Raw genomic sequence first — 12,697 nt, forward strand, 5'->3', positions numbered from 1 at the left:
TCACTTACTCCATTGTGTCCTCGGGTTGAACGCAGCTTTCTCGGAAAGCTTGGTCCAGAGTTCGCGGGCAGATTCGTCCGACGCGGGCGGCATGACCACCTTGAGCTGCGCATAAAGGTTGCCGCGCTCTCCCTGTTTGTTCGCCAGGCCCTTGCCCGGTACACGCAGGCGCTGGCCGCTCTGGCTGTCAGGACGGATGGTCAGGTTGATCTTGCCATCCAGGGTCGGAACCGCCACCTTGGCGCCCAGGGCCGCCTCCCACGGTGCCAACGGCACAGTGATGATCAGGTCATGACCTTCGACATCGAACAGCGGGTGCGGTGCCATGCGGATGGTCAGGAACAGGTCACCGTTGGCCCCGCCACCGCTGCCGGGCGCGCCCTGGCCCTTGAGGCGGATGCGCTCGCCGTCGGTCACCCCAGCCGGAATCCTCACGTTCAAGGTTTTGGTGGTGAAGCCGGTGCGCTGGCCCATGGCATTGGTTTGCGGCACCTGGAAGCTGATCTGCTTGGACTCCTTGCTCAGGGTCTCTTCAAGGAACACTGCCAGTTCAAGCTCCACGTCCTGCCCCCGCCTGCCAGCACTGCGTTGCTGCTGCCGGGCGCCACCGAAGGGGTTGCCACCCGCACTGCGCCCACCGAAGATCGAGCTGAAGAAGTCGGAGAAGTCGCCGCCTTCGAAGCCGCCGCCACCACCGCGGCTTTCCCAACCCGGTGGTGCCTGGAACGGCCGGCCATGCTGGCCGCCGTACTTGCGGATTTCATCGAACTCGGCACGTTTCTGCGCGTCGCCCAGCACCTCATAGGCCTCGTTGGCCTCCTTGAATTTCTCCTCGGCGTCGCGCTCCTTACTGACATCGGGGTGATACTTGCGCGCCAGTTTGCGGTACGCGGCCTTGATCGCCTTTTCGTCCGCAGTGGGCTCTACGCCGAGTATCTTGTAATAGTCTTTGAAGTCCATTTATGGATCACCAATGTGAATGTGCATGTTGCAACTGAAGATAGGGGTCAAGCATAGCCTTTCAAGACCGACTTGGGTTTGCCTCAAGGCAGACGACTGGTCTTGATTCTGTAGCCAACTGGCATACACTGCGCGGCCGTTTTGCCTCCGGAAGCCCATTTCCCATGTCTGACGTATCCCCGGCCCGCGCCCTGGGCATCGACTTTGGCACCTCCAACTCCACAGTCGGTTGGCATCGGCCTGGCGTCGAGTCGCTGATTGCCCTGGAAGACGGCAAGATCACCTTGCCCTCGGTGGTGTTCTTCAATATCGAAGAGCGGCGCCCGGTGTATGGCCGCCTGGCGCTGCACGAGTACCTGGAAGGCTACGAAGGCCGCCTGATGCGCTCGCTGAAAAGCCTGCTGGGCTCGAAGCTGATCAAGCACGACACCAGCGTGCTGGGCAGCGCCTTGCCGTTCAAGGACCTGCTGGGCATGTTCATCGGCGAGCTCAAGAAGCGCGCTGAGGCGGCCGCTGGCCGTGAATTCGACCAGGTGGTGCTGGGCCGCCCGGTGTTCTTCGTCGACGAAGACCCGGCTGCCGACCAGGAGGCCGAGGACACCTTGGCCGAAGTGGCGCGCAAAATCGGCTTCAAGGACGTGTCGTTCCAGTACGAGCCGATTGCCGCGGCCTTCGACTATGAGTCGAGCATCAGCCGCGAAGAGCTGGTACTGATCGTCGACATCGGCGGTGGTACCTCGGACTTCACCCTGATCCGCCTGTCGCCCGAGCGCCATCTGGTCGCCGAGCGCCAAAGCGACATCCTCGCCACCGGCGGTGTGCACATTGGCGGTACCGACTTCGACAAGCAACTGAGCCTTCAGGGCGTGATGCCGTTGTTTGGCTATGGCAGCCGCATGAAGAGCGGTGCGCTGATGCCGACCAGCTACCACCTCAACCTGGCCACCTGGCACACCATCAACGCCTTGTATTCGCAGAAGTCACAGTTGGCGCTGGGCAGCATGCGCTATGACATCGAGGACAGCTTCGGCATCGATCGCCTGTTCAAATTGATCGAACAGCGCGCCGGGCACTGGCTGGCGATGGAAGTGGAAGCCAGCAAGATCGAGCTGACCGAGCATGACAGCCGCCACATCGACCTGCGCCGCGTCGAGCCCGAGCTGACTGCGGAACTGACCCGCACGCTGTTCGAAGAGGCGATCGAAGGCCTGCTGGAGCGCGTGCGCGGTAGCGTGACCGAACTGCTGGCCAAAGCTGGGGTAAGCGAAGGCCAGGTCGATACGGTGTTCTTCACCGGTGGCTCCAGCGGCATTCCGGCGCTGCGCAACAGTGTTTCGGCGATGCTGCCGAATGCACGGCATGTGGAAGGCAATATCTTTGGCAGCATTGGTAGCGGGCTGGCCATCGAGGCGCGCAAGCGTTACGGCGCGGCCTGATTTGTCGTTTAGCCTGTACCCGCGAAAGGGCCGGTACAGGCCACTACATGATCAGACCAGCTCCGCCCGCTTCAGCTCACTCTTCAGATAGGCATAGTAGATGGGCCCCGCCACGACACCAGGCAGCCCGAACGCCGCCTCGAATACCAGCATCGCCAGCAGCAATTCCCACGCCTTGGCACTGATCTGCCCACCCACGATCCGCGCGTTGAGGAAGTACTCGATCTTGTGGATGACGACCAGGTAACCCAGCGCCGCTGCCGCCACCCAGATCGACAGCGACAGGCCGACGATGGTGATCAAGGTGTTGGACATCAGGTTGCCGATCACCGGCAGCAAGCCCAGCAGGAAGGTCAGCACGATCAGCGTCTTGGTCAGCGGCAGGTGTACGTCGAACAGTGGCATCACCACGGCCAGGAAAATGCCGGTGAAGATCGTGTTGAGCAGCGAGATCTTGATTTGCGCGAACACGATGTTGCGAAACGCTTTCACCAGCAGGCTAAGACGTTCGAACAGCGCCGCCGCCAGGGGCTTGCGCCGGGAAATATCGGGAATGCGCTGCAAAGCGATGATGGCACCGAGGATCATGCCGATGAGCATCGTCACGAACATGTGCGCCATACCCTTGCCCACCAGCTGCAAATCGCTCAGGTGGCTCTTGATCCAGTCGCCGATGGCCACCTTGAACTCTGCGGCACTGGCAGGCAGGTAGCCCTCGATGAAAGGGGGCAACTGGCTGCGGGCTCGCTCGACCAAGGCCATGAACTTGTCCAGCGAGGCGCCGGGGTTTTCCGCCTCGTGCAGCAGGAAGCTGAAGGCACCGGCAATCAGCAGTGTCAGGGTGCTGACCACCAGCGTGCCGAGCAACGCCACGGCCAGCCAGCGCGCGCGTTGGCCAGCAAGCAGCGGTTGCAGGCGCGGGGTCAGCATGTTGACCAGTTCGAACACCAGCAGACCGGCCAGCAGGCTGGGCAGCAACTTCAGGGGCAAAGCCAGCAGCAGCCCAGCCATGACGATGATCAGGCTGGCCAGGGTGATCTGACGGGGGGTAAAGGTCATACAGCCTCGACGGCAGACAGCGGGAATGCCGCAGTCTGCCAGCCTTGGCGGCGCAGGCATAGGCGCAGGTCATTTCTTCTTCAGGCAATCGCTCATGAAGGCCTTGCGCTCATCCCCCTTCAGGGCTTTGGTGGTGGCGTCAGCATTGCAGGTCTTCATTTTTTCTTGCTGGGTTTGAGGCACATCCTTTTTCAGGCAGGTGCTCATGAACGCTTTGCGTTCATCGCCCTTGAGGGCCTTGGCAGTGGCGTCGGCGTTGCAGGTTTTCATCTTTTCCTGCTGCGCGGTATTGGCAGCGAAACCTTGGGCACTGAACAACACCGCCAGCGCCAGTAACGGGATTTGCAGCACTTTCATGGAGTGGTCTCCTTGGCTCCGCGCCCGATGCACGGTGATCGAGCTGAGTGTAGCCAAGAATGTTCAGCGCCCCGCCCGCGCCTGCCGGCGGTACTGCTCGGGCGTACACCGGGCCTGGCGCTGGAACATGGCGATGAACGCCGAAGCGCTGCTATAGCCAAGGTCGAAGGCAATGGCCTGAATCGGCAGGCCGGCTTCCAGCGCTTCGATGGCACGCAGAAAACGCAGGCGCAGGCGCCATTCGCCAAAGCTGATGCCCAGCTCGCGCAGAAACTGGCGGGCCAGGGTGCGTTCGCTGACGTGTACGCGTGCGGCCCAGTCGGCCAGCGGGCGGTTGTCCCCCGGCTCGGCGCTGAGCGCGTCGAGCACCTGGCGCAAGCCATCGCTGTGGGCAAACGGCAGGTAGCAGGCCAAGGTGGGCGCCAGCAGCAACTGGTCAAGCAGTACCTGTACCAGGCGCTGGTCACGCTCGTCCTCGGCCACCTTGAGATTGCGCCGGGCGAAGTCACCGAGGATGGCCTTGAGGATGTCACTGATCATCAGGCTGCACGGGTGCGGTGGCAGCGCTGCGCACAGGCTGCGGTCGAGATAGATAGAACGGTAGACGATGGCCTGGGGGTTGTAGCAGCCGTGCTCGGTGTCGGGCGGCACCCAAACGGCGTAGTGCGGCGGCGACAGGAAGCGCTGGCCGGCCACATCCAGTTGCATCACGCCGTGGGCGGTGTAGTTCAGCTGGCCCCAGGCGTGTTGGTGCACGGCGCTGTGGGTGTCGGCAACGAACTCGTCGTGGCGGAAGTACACCGGGGCCGGCAGTTGGGTGAACTGGGGGATATCGAGGTATTTACGCGGCATGTTGTCTGCTTTGCAGGGTCGGTTGTCTGGATAGAAGTATAGGCTTGTAAACAGACACTCGATAATACAGGCCTATCGAGGGCCTGCCTTGCAGGCCTTCGCGGGCTCCCCGCTCCCACAGGATCTGCGCCAGCCTCCAGGCCTGTGTATCCCCCGTAGGAGCGGGTTCACCCGCGAAGGGCTGCAAAGCAGCCCCATTCCAGCCCCCAGCGAGTACCCTGCTGCATGAACTACCTGTTCCCCCTCACCGCCATCCTCATCTGGGCCGGCAACACCGTGGTTACCAAGATGTCCGCCGGTGCCATCCACCCTGCGGAGATCGGCTTCTACCGCTGGTTGCTGGCCGCCTTGCTGTTCACGCCGTTCCTGCTGCCCGCCGTGTGGCGCAACCGTGCAGCCATCCGCCCGCACCTGGCCAAGGTGTTCGTGCTCGGCGTGCTGGGCATGGCGATGTACCAGAGCCTGGCCTACTTCGCCGCCGGCATCACCAGTGCCACCAATATGGGCATCATCCTCTCGCTGATGCCGCTGATGTCACTGGCGCTGTCCATCGCCTGGCTGGGCCAGCGCCTGAGCTACGGTGCCCTGCTGGGCGCGGTGGTGTCATTCTTTGGCGTGCTTGAAGTGGTCAGTGCCGGCCACCCCGCCAGCCTGCTGCAGCATGGGCTGAACAGCGGCGACCTGTTGATGCTGGTGGCTACATTGGCCTATGCGCTGTACAGCTTCCTGCTGAAGAAATGGCAGCTGCGCCTGCCGCCGATGCAGCTGCTGTACCTGCAGGTTCTGGTGGCCATCGTCGTGTTGCTACCGCTGTTCTTGCTGTCGGACAAGACCGGCCTGAACAGCCACAACATCGGCCTGGTCCTGTATGCCTGCGTACTGGCCTCGATGATCGCGCCACTGGTGTGGATGCAGGCCGTGCACCGCCTGGGGCCCAGCCGCACCACACTGTTCTTCAACTTGCTGCCGCTGGTCACTGCGCTGATCGCCGCCGTGGTGCTCGATGAGCAACTGGCCAGTTACCACCTGGTCGGCGGCTTGCTGACCCTGGCCGGGGTAGTGCTGGCCGAACGCTGGACCACGCCGATCCGCCGCCAAGGCACTTGAGCTAAAGCCCCGCCGCCTTGAGCCGGGCGGCATGTTCGGTGAATAGCCGCACAGGCTCCGCGCCTTTGCCCACGGCACCGAGCGACTGGTTGACGATGTCCAGGTGATCGAGCGGGTAATCGTCGCCGATCACCTGCCCCAGGTGCGAACTGAAACGCCCGACCATGCCGTCGCAATGGCCCTTTTCCTTGATGAAACTGCGTGCGAACAGGCGGCAGAAGCGGCTGCTGCCGTCGAAGCGGTTGCGCCCCTGGTCTGTCAGGCCGGGCTGCAAGGTGCCGGACCAGGAGTAATAGCGTACGCCATTGACCTCATAGGCCCCTTCCCCACCCCAGGTTTGCGGCAGGCCCTGTGGATAAGCCTGGTTGAACAGCGCCACCCCGGCGCTGGTCAGCGACTGGTGCGAGGCGTGCACATCTACCGGCAGCGGGTCACGACGCCAGCCGGTTTCCAGCCACACCAGCAGCACGGCAAACCCATGCAGCACGGCCTTGAGGACGCGCCCCTGGGGTGAATGGCCCGGTGCCGTGCGTTCCAGGTGGTCGGCCAGCTCGGAGCCATGGTTGGGCCCCGCCACCGAGGTGACCGACGCCACCCGCTCCGGCCGTTTGGCCGCTGCGTAACGCGCGCTCAGGGCGCCCTGGCTGTGGCCGATGAGGTTGACCTTGTCGACGCCGGTACGTTGGCAGATATCGTCGATGATCGCCAGCAACTGCTCGCCGCGCACCTCGCTGGAATGCAGCGGCGAAACCTGCACCGGAAACACCTGCGCCCCGCCCTTGCGCAAGGCCGGCACAATGCCGAACCAGTAGGGGTAGAGCACCATCCGGACAAACCCGAGCATGCCTGGCACCAGCACCAGCGGGTATCGCGTTGCCAAATCCTGCTGCATTGCCGCAGCTCCTTTGCGTGTACGACGGGCCAACACTACAGCGGCCATCATGACCATCGCAATCGAACTCCTGGCGCGCGCTGTGGTTCAAAACCACACAGACCCTTTGCAAGGAGCGGGACCATGTACAAGCAGACCCTGGCAATCCTTCTGGCAAGCGCCACCCTGGCCGCCTGCGGCAGCCGTCCGGAAAACCCGGTGGATTACGTCACCTACCGCGATGAGCCGCTGGTCAAGCAGGTGGAGAACGGTATGACCATGCAGAAGGTCATCGCCATTGGCGGCAGCCCGTCGAGCGTGATCGACCTGCCACACGGGGGCACCTGCAACGACTACATCCTCAACCACGATGGCAAGCAGCAGCCCTATTACGTGCGCTTCGATGCCACCGGCCATGTGGATGCCAAAGGCTTCAAGACCTGCAAGCAACGCCAGGAGGACAGCGACGCCCTGCATGGCGCGTAAGCCTGTGTTCCGACCCGACCCTGACCCCTGCTGGAGATAACCATGAGCAATGTTGAACTGACCGATGTGAAAACCCTGCGCGAGCGTGCACGCCAGCATGTGGAGCAAGGCGCAGTGACCGAGGGTTACCACGCCGACCGTGAACAGATCCTGCGCCTGCTTAATGAATCGCTGGCCACCGAGCTGGTCTGTGTGCTGCGCTACAAGCGCCACTACTTCATGGCCAGCGGCATCAAAGCCAGTGTGGCTGCCGAGGAGTTTCTGGAACATGCCAACCAGGAAGCCGAACATGCCGACAAATTGGCCGAACGCATCGTGCAACTGGGCGGGGAGCCGGACTTCAACCCCGACAACCTGACCAAGCACTCGCATGCCCAGTACGTGGCCGGCAATTCGCTCAAAGAGATGGTGCTGGAAGACCTGGTGGCAGAGCGCATTGCCATCGACAGCTACCGCGAGATCATTCAATACATCGGGGATAAAGACCCGACTACCCGTCGTATCTTCGAAGACATCCTGGCGCAGGAAGAGGAGCACGCGGACGATATGTCCGACCTGTTGCAAGGCCTTTGATTTCTGACACCCTCAAGGGGCCGCTTTTGCGGCCCCTTGCTATTTCTGTGCTTTCACCGCTGCCGGCGCCTTGCCTGCCTTCATCTGCTGCAACAACGGTGTGCACTGGTTCGGGTCATCCCCGCTGCTGGGCGCAATCAGCGCCAGCAACCCCGCCGCCGGCCCTGCCACCACCCCCAGCGCAACCATCCCTGCGCCACGCAACGCCAGCGGCACTGCCTGCACACCGGCGTTCGGCTTGGCGAACGGTCCGCGCACATACAGGGGTGAACGCAGCGAGAACAACCGCAGCCCTTTCGATTCAGGGGTGATGTTCAAATCCAGTTGCTCAGAAGCGAAGTTCGCCGTGCCGTCGATGTAGATGATCGCGTTCTCGGTATCGAAGATGAACAGCCGCGTAGTCGCCAGGCCATCCTTGATGCCTACATCGGCTGCCGCACAGTTGATCTTCACGTCCTCGTCACCAAACAGCTTGCCGACCACATAGTTGCCCACGTTCAAGCCGGCAATTTCCATCAGGCTGCGGCTGATGGCGCCATCGTTGATCAGCATGCGCAAGTCGCCATTGGCGGTACCCAGCAAGGCGGCTACCGAGTTGCCACGGCCGCTGATGTCGGCGTCGCCATTGAGCTCACCAAAGCTGGTCTGCATTGGCGCAAAGGTGGGGAACAGTTGCTTGAGCTTGAAGCCCCGCGCAGTCAACTTCGCGCGCCCCTGCAAGGGCACGCTGCGCCCGTCCAGGCGGATGTTGGAGGCCAGGCTGCCGCCGGCCACGCCAAAGCGCAGGGGCTCCAGGCGCAACAGACCGTCTTCCAGAACCAAATGGGCCGACAGGTCAGTGAACGGCAGTTGCGCGCTGTGCACGATGCGCTTGCCAGCAAAGGTGACATCAGCGTCCATTGCCCGCCAACGCTCGGTGCGAAACGCCTCCACTGGCAGCACCTTGCCTGCCGGCTGCTTGCTGGCACCGCCACGGGCCTTCTGTTCGGCATTGGAGTCGGCACCGATCAGCGGCGCCAGGTCCTTGAACAGCAACTGGTTCGATACCAGGTTGCCGGACAGTTTAGGCCGTGGCTGGCTGGCAACGAAGGCCAGGTCCCCATGTATATCGCTGTCGCCGATCTTGCCGTTGAAGCCCTGGTAATTGAACGACGCCCCTTGCGCCGCCTGCAGGTTGGCGCGTAGGTGGCCGTCGGTGGAATAGGCCGGGGTGTCAGGCAAGGTGACGCCGGTCAATGGGTAGAGGTTGCCCAGGCTGGCACCCGACAAACGCAGGCGCAGGTCGAGGGCACCAAGGTTGCGCGGGTCGGTGAGGGTGCCGGCGAGCACCACATGGGTGTCGGCGATGCGCACGTCGGCCTGCAGCGGGAACGGCTGGCTGGCGTCCTGCAGGGCCAGCAGGCCACCGATCTTGCCGGTGCCGGACACTGGCTGGCCTTTGTAGCGGCCCTGGGCCTTGAGGCCGAAGGCATAGTCCTGAGCACCGCCGGCCTTCTCGGCGCTGGCCTTGCCGACAATCTCACTGAACGGGATTGGCTTGCCAAGCGGGTCGACCTGCACCTTCATGCTGGTTTTCAGGGTCTGGTCGTCGAAGCTGACGTTGCCCTGGTCAAAGCCGATGGCGCCGATGTCCAGCTGCCATTTGGAAGGTTCGGCGTTTTCATCCTTGGGGCCGAAGTCGAAGACCCAGTTGGCGCGGCCATCGGCCAGGCGAGTGAGGCTGGCAGTGGGCTTGGTGAGGTTGATGCGGGGTATGCTGATCTGCTGGAACATCAGCGGCAGCGGCGCCAGGCGAAACTCCACACGCTCAAGGCCGACCATCTTCGGCTCCTTGAGCCACTCGGGGTTGCCCAGCGTCAGGTCTTCGGCAATGAAGTGCGGCCAAGGCACCCAGGCACGCCACCCGCCCTCTTCGGGCTCGGTACGCCAGTGCACGGCGAGGTTGCCGTTGATCGCGAAGGGCCGATGCAAGGCTTCAGAGACCTTCTCGTTGAGCAGTGGCTTGACGCGGTTCCAGTCGAAGGTGGCAATCACTACCACCAGGATCGCCAGCACGGTAAGCAGGCTGGCGAGGGTCCAGACGAGGATTCTGGCGGGACGCGTCATTGCGTAATTCTCCTTGCGGCATGACAGAAAACAGGCGCTGCGATGGCCTCAATAACTCCGACTGATGAAAACCCGTGAGGTTTTATCAATGGCGCCATGATAGCGAAGTTTTTCCTGGCCCTTTGCTCAGGAATGTGTCGCGCCAGACTGCACATGTTACCCACCGCCAACAGGGGCCGGTGGTTGCCTGCATGGCTGCAAGGTCCGGAATAGAGGCACTGCAATCCTCTATCAATATGGTCGATTGTTACCATTACCCGTATGAACTTCTCTCTGGCGTTACGCGGCGTAGCATTGGCTTCGTACCCACTTTCCAGCCCCCGAGAGGAGCACCGAAATCATGAAACGCCATCTGCTGACCCTGACCCTGTCCCTTCTGGCCGCCAACGCTTTCGCCCTGCCGGCGTCCGAGCAACACCTGACGTCCGAAGCGCGCTCCAGCGCTGCCGAAATCGCCCAGCCGCTGAACACCGTAGCTGAAGGCGGCTCCGATCGCCTGATCGAACGTTCTGGCCGTGTTGCCGAAGGTGGCTCCGATCGCCTGATCGAACGTTCTGGCCGCGTTGCTGAAGGTGGCTCCGATCGCCTGATCGAACGTTCTGGCCGCGTTGCTGAAGGTGGCTCCGATCGCCTGATCGAACGTTCTGGCCGTGTTGCTGAAGGTGGCTCCGATCGTCTGATCGAACGTTCTGGCCGCGTTGCTGAAGGTGGCTCCGATCGTCTGATCGAACGTTCTGGCCGTGTTGCCGAAGGTGGCTCGGATCGTCTGATCGAACAAGCTGGCCGTGTTGCCGAAGGCGGCTCCGATCGTCTGATCGAACAAGCTGGCCGTGTCGCTGAAGGTGGCTCGGATCGCCTGGTTGAACTCAGCCGTGTGAGCTGATCGCCATGGCCGAAAAGAACAACTTCTGTCACAACGCTTGCTCCCCTCCAGGCCCGGTCCATTGACCGGGCTTTGTTTTTTTATCTAGAGTGCCCAGCCTGACCGTTACAGAAGCCCGCATCATGCTGCCGCGCGCCGAACAGAAGCTACAGACCCGCCAGGCCCTGCTCGATGCCGCCTGCCTGCTCATGGAGAGTGGCCGTGGTTTCGGCAGTATCAGCCTGCGCGAAGTGGCGAAGACAGCTGGCATCGTGCCGACCGGCTTCTATCGGCATTTCTCCGACATGGACGCTCTGGGCCTGGCCCTTGTCGCCGAAATCGACACCACCTTCCGCCAGACCATCCGCCTGGTGCGCCAGAACGAATTCGAACTGGGCGGCATCACCGACGCTTCGGTGCGCATCTTCCTCGACGTGGTAGCCGCCCACCGCGCGCAGTTCCTGTTCCTGGCCCGCGAGCAGTACGGCGGTGCGCAGGCCGTGCGCCAGGCCATTGCCCGCCTGCGCCAGGATATCAGCGACGACCTTGCCACCGACCTTGCGCGCATGAAGCGCTGGCAACACCTGGACAGCGCCGCGCTTGCGGTGATGGCCGACCTGGTGGTGAAGACCGTGTTCGCCACCCTGCCCGAGCTTATCGACAACCCGGAAGCGGGTTATCCACAGGCCCTGACGCCGCAGGAAAAGATCACCCAGCAATTGCGCTTCATCTTTGTCGGGGCGCGGCATTGGCAGGGGCTCGGCAACCCAGGCTACTGAAAACCCCACTTCTGCTACCATGGCGCCCTGCCCGACAGCGACGAGCGCCCAAATGTCCGACCCCCGCCCCACCCTGCCCGAACTGGCCCGCTTCAACCAGCACTTCGCCGAACGCATCGTGCCGCTGTGGCAAGGCCCGGGCTGGAACGCCGACATGGCCCTGCCCTACGAAGCGCTGGACGCCCAGCACCAACCGTTGCCGGTGCAGCGCTACCGGGCCATGGCCTGTGCACGCCAGCTGTACGTGTTCAGCAGCCGTATCGGCCAGCCGGGCGCCGCCGAACGCGCCGCAGCCCTGTTTCGCTCGCTGCAAAAGCACTTCCACGATGCCGAGCACGGGGGCTGGTTCTACAGCATCGACGCCCAAGGCAAGCCGCTGGACCGGCGCAAGGACCTGTATACCCACGCCTTCATCGTGTTCGCCTGCGCGCACTACTGGGGCAAAGTGCGCGAAAACCTGGTGGAGTCCACGTTGAATGCCGCGCTGGACATCATCGACCAGCAGTTCGCCCGTGACGATGGCCTGTACGAAGCCTGCCTGGGCGAAGACTGGGCCGACCTCGGCAGTGGCCCGCTGCAGAATCCGCAGATGCACCTGGCCGAAGCGTTCCTGCAGGTACTGGCTGTGCGTGACGACGAACATGTCCGCCAGTCGCTGCTGCAATTGTGTCAGGCACTCGAGGCGCATTTCATTGAACCGGCCCATGGCCTGATGCTGGAAAAGCCACGCGGGGCTGTGGATAACTGGTTCGAGCCTGGGCACCAGTTCGAGTGGTTCTATCTGCTGCATACCTCCCCGCTGCTGCGTGACACCCCGCTGCATGCGTCAATAGACCGGGCTTTCGCCTTTGCCGAGCAATTCGGGGTGAAGGATGCGGCCGTACTGGCCATGCTGAATGTGGATGGCCGGGTGCTTGATGCCTCCCAGCGTATCTGGGCGCAGGCCGAGTACCTGCGGGCGCTTACATTGCGTGAAGGCAGTGAAGCAAAGCTCGCGGGGCAGTTGGGCGCCCTTTCAGCGCGGTTCCTGCGTGACGCCGGCTGGTATGAGTGCCGAGGGGGTGACGGCGCGGTGAGCAGGGATGACATGCCATCGACCACGCCTTATCACTTGGCTACCTGCCTGGAAGGGCTGAATCAGGCGAACATCTAATCCATACAACGAATCTGTCAGGGGTGAGCGTTTCCCTCTGCCGGAAGCATCTCCCCACCCCTATGTTGGTGCCCCTTTCTCGAACGTTCAGGAGTA

The 12,697-nt window shown here is 62.7% G+C and carries 13 protein-coding genes; 7 read left to right on the plus strand and 6 right to left on the minus strand.

Annotated features, from left to right (window positions below; translation table 11 throughout):
- Nucleotides 1-960 (minus strand): curved DNA-binding protein, encoded by a 960-nt coding sequence (cbpA, locus tag ACF8O8_RS23535; RefSeq protein ID WP_010955454.1) that lies wholly within the window; start codon nt 958-960, stop codon nt 1-3.
- Between the two features lie 164 nt (nt 961-1,124).
- Between cbpA and ACF8O8_RS23540 the strand changes: the two genes are divergently transcribed.
- The gene (locus ACF8O8_RS23540; RefSeq protein ID WP_010955455.1) at nt 1,125-2,396 is read left to right on the plus strand and encodes an Hsp70 family protein; all 1,272 of its coding nucleotides are present in this window, start codon (nt 1,125-1,127) and stop codon (nt 2,394-2,396) included.
- A 51-nt stretch (nt 2,397-2,447) separates the two neighbouring features.
- Here ACF8O8_RS23540 and ACF8O8_RS23545 read toward each other — a convergent pair whose 3' ends face one another.
- The 3 genes from ACF8O8_RS23545 to ACF8O8_RS23555 form a co-directional block, all read right to left on the minus strand.
- Complete coding sequence (locus tag ACF8O8_RS23545; protein WP_014592570.1) at nt 2,448-3,455, minus strand: AI-2E family transporter; 1,008 nt, start codon at nt 3,453-3,455, stop codon at nt 2,448-2,450.
- A gap of 69 nt (nt 3,456-3,524) precedes the next feature.
- Nucleotides 3,525-3,812 carry a PsiF family protein gene (locus ACF8O8_RS23550; RefSeq protein ID WP_014592571.1) on the minus strand — a complete coding sequence of 96 codons (288 nt, stop codon included), beginning with the start codon at nt 3,810-3,812 and terminating at the stop codon, nt 3,525-3,527.
- A 63-nt stretch (nt 3,813-3,875) separates the two neighbouring features.
- Nucleotides 3,876-4,664, minus strand: coding sequence for a helix-turn-helix transcriptional regulator (locus ACF8O8_RS23555; RefSeq protein ID WP_064492499.1), 789 nt, complete (start codon nt 4,662-4,664; stop codon nt 3,876-3,878).
- Nucleotides 4,665-4,889: 225 nt separating this feature from the next.
- Between ACF8O8_RS23555 and ACF8O8_RS23560 the strand changes: the two genes are divergently transcribed.
- The gene (locus ACF8O8_RS23560) at nt 4,890-5,771 is read left to right on the plus strand and encodes a DMT family transporter (RefSeq protein WP_350298524.1); all 882 of its coding nucleotides are present in this window, start codon (nt 4,890-4,892) and stop codon (nt 5,769-5,771) included.
- A 1-nt stretch (nt 5,772) separates the two neighbouring features.
- Here the strand turns inward: ACF8O8_RS23560 and ACF8O8_RS23565 are convergent, their stop codons facing one another.
- Nucleotides 5,773-6,663 carry a triacylglycerol lipase gene (locus ACF8O8_RS23565; RefSeq protein ID WP_003249615.1) on the minus strand — a complete coding sequence of 297 codons (891 nt, stop codon included), beginning with the start codon at nt 6,661-6,663 and terminating at the stop codon, nt 5,773-5,775.
- Nucleotides 6,664-6,786: 123 nt separating this feature from the next.
- Between ACF8O8_RS23565 and osmE the strand changes: the two genes are divergently transcribed.
- Together osmE and ACF8O8_RS23575 are read left to right on the plus strand one after the other, a co-directional pair.
- Nucleotides 6,787-7,128: an osmotically-inducible lipoprotein OsmE gene (gene osmE / locus ACF8O8_RS23570; RefSeq protein WP_003249613.1), complete on the plus strand. Its 342-nt coding sequence runs from the start codon at nt 6,787-6,789 to the stop codon at nt 7,126-7,128.
- 42 nt (nt 7,129-7,170) lie between these two features.
- Nucleotides 7,171-7,701, plus strand: a complete 531-nt coding sequence (locus tag ACF8O8_RS23575; protein ID WP_004576962.1) for a bacterioferritin — start codon at nt 7,171-7,173, stop codon at nt 7,699-7,701.
- Between the two features lie 39 nt (nt 7,702-7,740).
- Here the strand turns inward: ACF8O8_RS23575 and ACF8O8_RS23580 are convergent, their stop codons facing one another.
- The gene (locus ACF8O8_RS23580) at nt 7,741-9,807 is read right to left on the minus strand and encodes an AsmA family protein (protein WP_392510574.1); all 2,067 of its coding nucleotides are present in this window, start codon (nt 9,805-9,807) and stop codon (nt 7,741-7,743) included.
- 340 nt (nt 9,808-10,147) lie between these two features.
- On the opposite strand from ACF8O8_RS23580, the gene ACF8O8_RS23585 reads away from it, so the two are divergent.
- The 3 genes from ACF8O8_RS23585 to ACF8O8_RS23595 all read left to right on the plus strand — a co-directional run bounded on the left by ACF8O8_RS23585 (nt 10,148) and on the right by ACF8O8_RS23595 (nt 12,601).
- Nucleotides 10,148-10,690, plus strand: a complete 543-nt coding sequence (locus tag ACF8O8_RS23585) for a hypothetical protein (protein ID WP_060488932.1) — start codon at nt 10,148-10,150, stop codon at nt 10,688-10,690.
- 122 nt (nt 10,691-10,812) lie between these two features.
- Nucleotides 10,813-11,448 (plus strand): TetR family transcriptional regulator, encoded by a 636-nt coding sequence (locus ACF8O8_RS23590; RefSeq protein ID WP_003249603.1) that lies wholly within the window; start codon nt 10,813-10,815, stop codon nt 11,446-11,448.
- A 52-nt stretch (nt 11,449-11,500) separates the two neighbouring features.
- Nucleotides 11,501-12,601 carry an AGE family epimerase/isomerase gene (locus ACF8O8_RS23595; RefSeq protein ID WP_049586712.1) on the plus strand — a complete coding sequence of 367 codons (1,101 nt, stop codon included), beginning with the start codon at nt 11,501-11,503 and terminating at the stop codon, nt 12,599-12,601.
- The last annotated feature ends 96 nt before the right edge of the window (nt 12,602-12,697 follow it).

It is taken from the genome of Pseudomonas sp. TYF_14 (assembly GCF_043105275.1).
Classification (GTDB): Bacteria; Pseudomonadota; Gammaproteobacteria; order Pseudomonadales; family Pseudomonadaceae; genus Aquipseudomonas; species Aquipseudomonas alloputida.

Bases quoted from the DNA above. Each gene is read 5' to 3' on its own strand.
- cbpA (WP_010955454.1), bottom strand. From the start codon at position 960: ATGGACTTCAAAGACTATTACAAGATACTCGGCGTAGAGCCCACTGCG.
- ACF8O8_RS23540 (WP_010955455.1), top strand. From the start codon at position 1,125: ATGTCTGACGTATCCCCGGCCCGCGCCCTGGGCATCGACTTTGGCACC.
- ACF8O8_RS23545 (WP_014592570.1), bottom strand. From the start codon at position 3,455: ATGACCTTTACCCCCCGTCAGATCACCCTGGCCAGCCTGATCATCGTC.
- ACF8O8_RS23550 (WP_014592571.1), bottom strand. From the start codon at position 3,812: ATGAAAGTGCTGCAAATCCCGTTACTGGCGCTGGCGGTGTTGTTCAGT.
- ACF8O8_RS23555 (WP_064492499.1), bottom strand. From the start codon at position 4,664: ATGCCGCGTAAATACCTCGATATCCCCCAGTTCACCCAACTGCCGGCC.
- ACF8O8_RS23560 (WP_350298524.1), top strand. From the start codon at position 4,890: ATGAACTACCTGTTCCCCCTCACCGCCATCCTCATCTGGGCCGGCAAC.
- ACF8O8_RS23565 (WP_003249615.1), bottom strand. From the start codon at position 6,663: ATGCAGCAGGATTTGGCAACGCGATACCCGCTGGTGCTGGTGCCAGGC.
- osmE (WP_003249613.1), top strand. From the start codon at position 6,787: ATGTACAAGCAGACCCTGGCAATCCTTCTGGCAAGCGCCACCCTGGCC.
- ACF8O8_RS23575 (WP_004576962.1), top strand. From the start codon at position 7,171: ATGAGCAATGTTGAACTGACCGATGTGAAAACCCTGCGCGAGCGTGCA.
- ACF8O8_RS23580 (WP_392510574.1), bottom strand. From the start codon at position 9,807: ATGACGCGTCCCGCCAGAATCCTCGTCTGGACCCTCGCCAGCCTGCTT.
- ACF8O8_RS23585 (WP_060488932.1), top strand. From the start codon at position 10,148: ATGAAACGCCATCTGCTGACCCTGACCCTGTCCCTTCTGGCCGCCAAC.
- ACF8O8_RS23590 (WP_003249603.1), top strand. From the start codon at position 10,813: ATGCTGCCGCGCGCCGAACAGAAGCTACAGACCCGCCAGGCCCTGCTC.
- ACF8O8_RS23595 (WP_049586712.1), top strand. From the start codon at position 11,501: ATGTCCGACCCCCGCCCCACCCTGCCCGAACTGGCCCGCTTCAACCAG.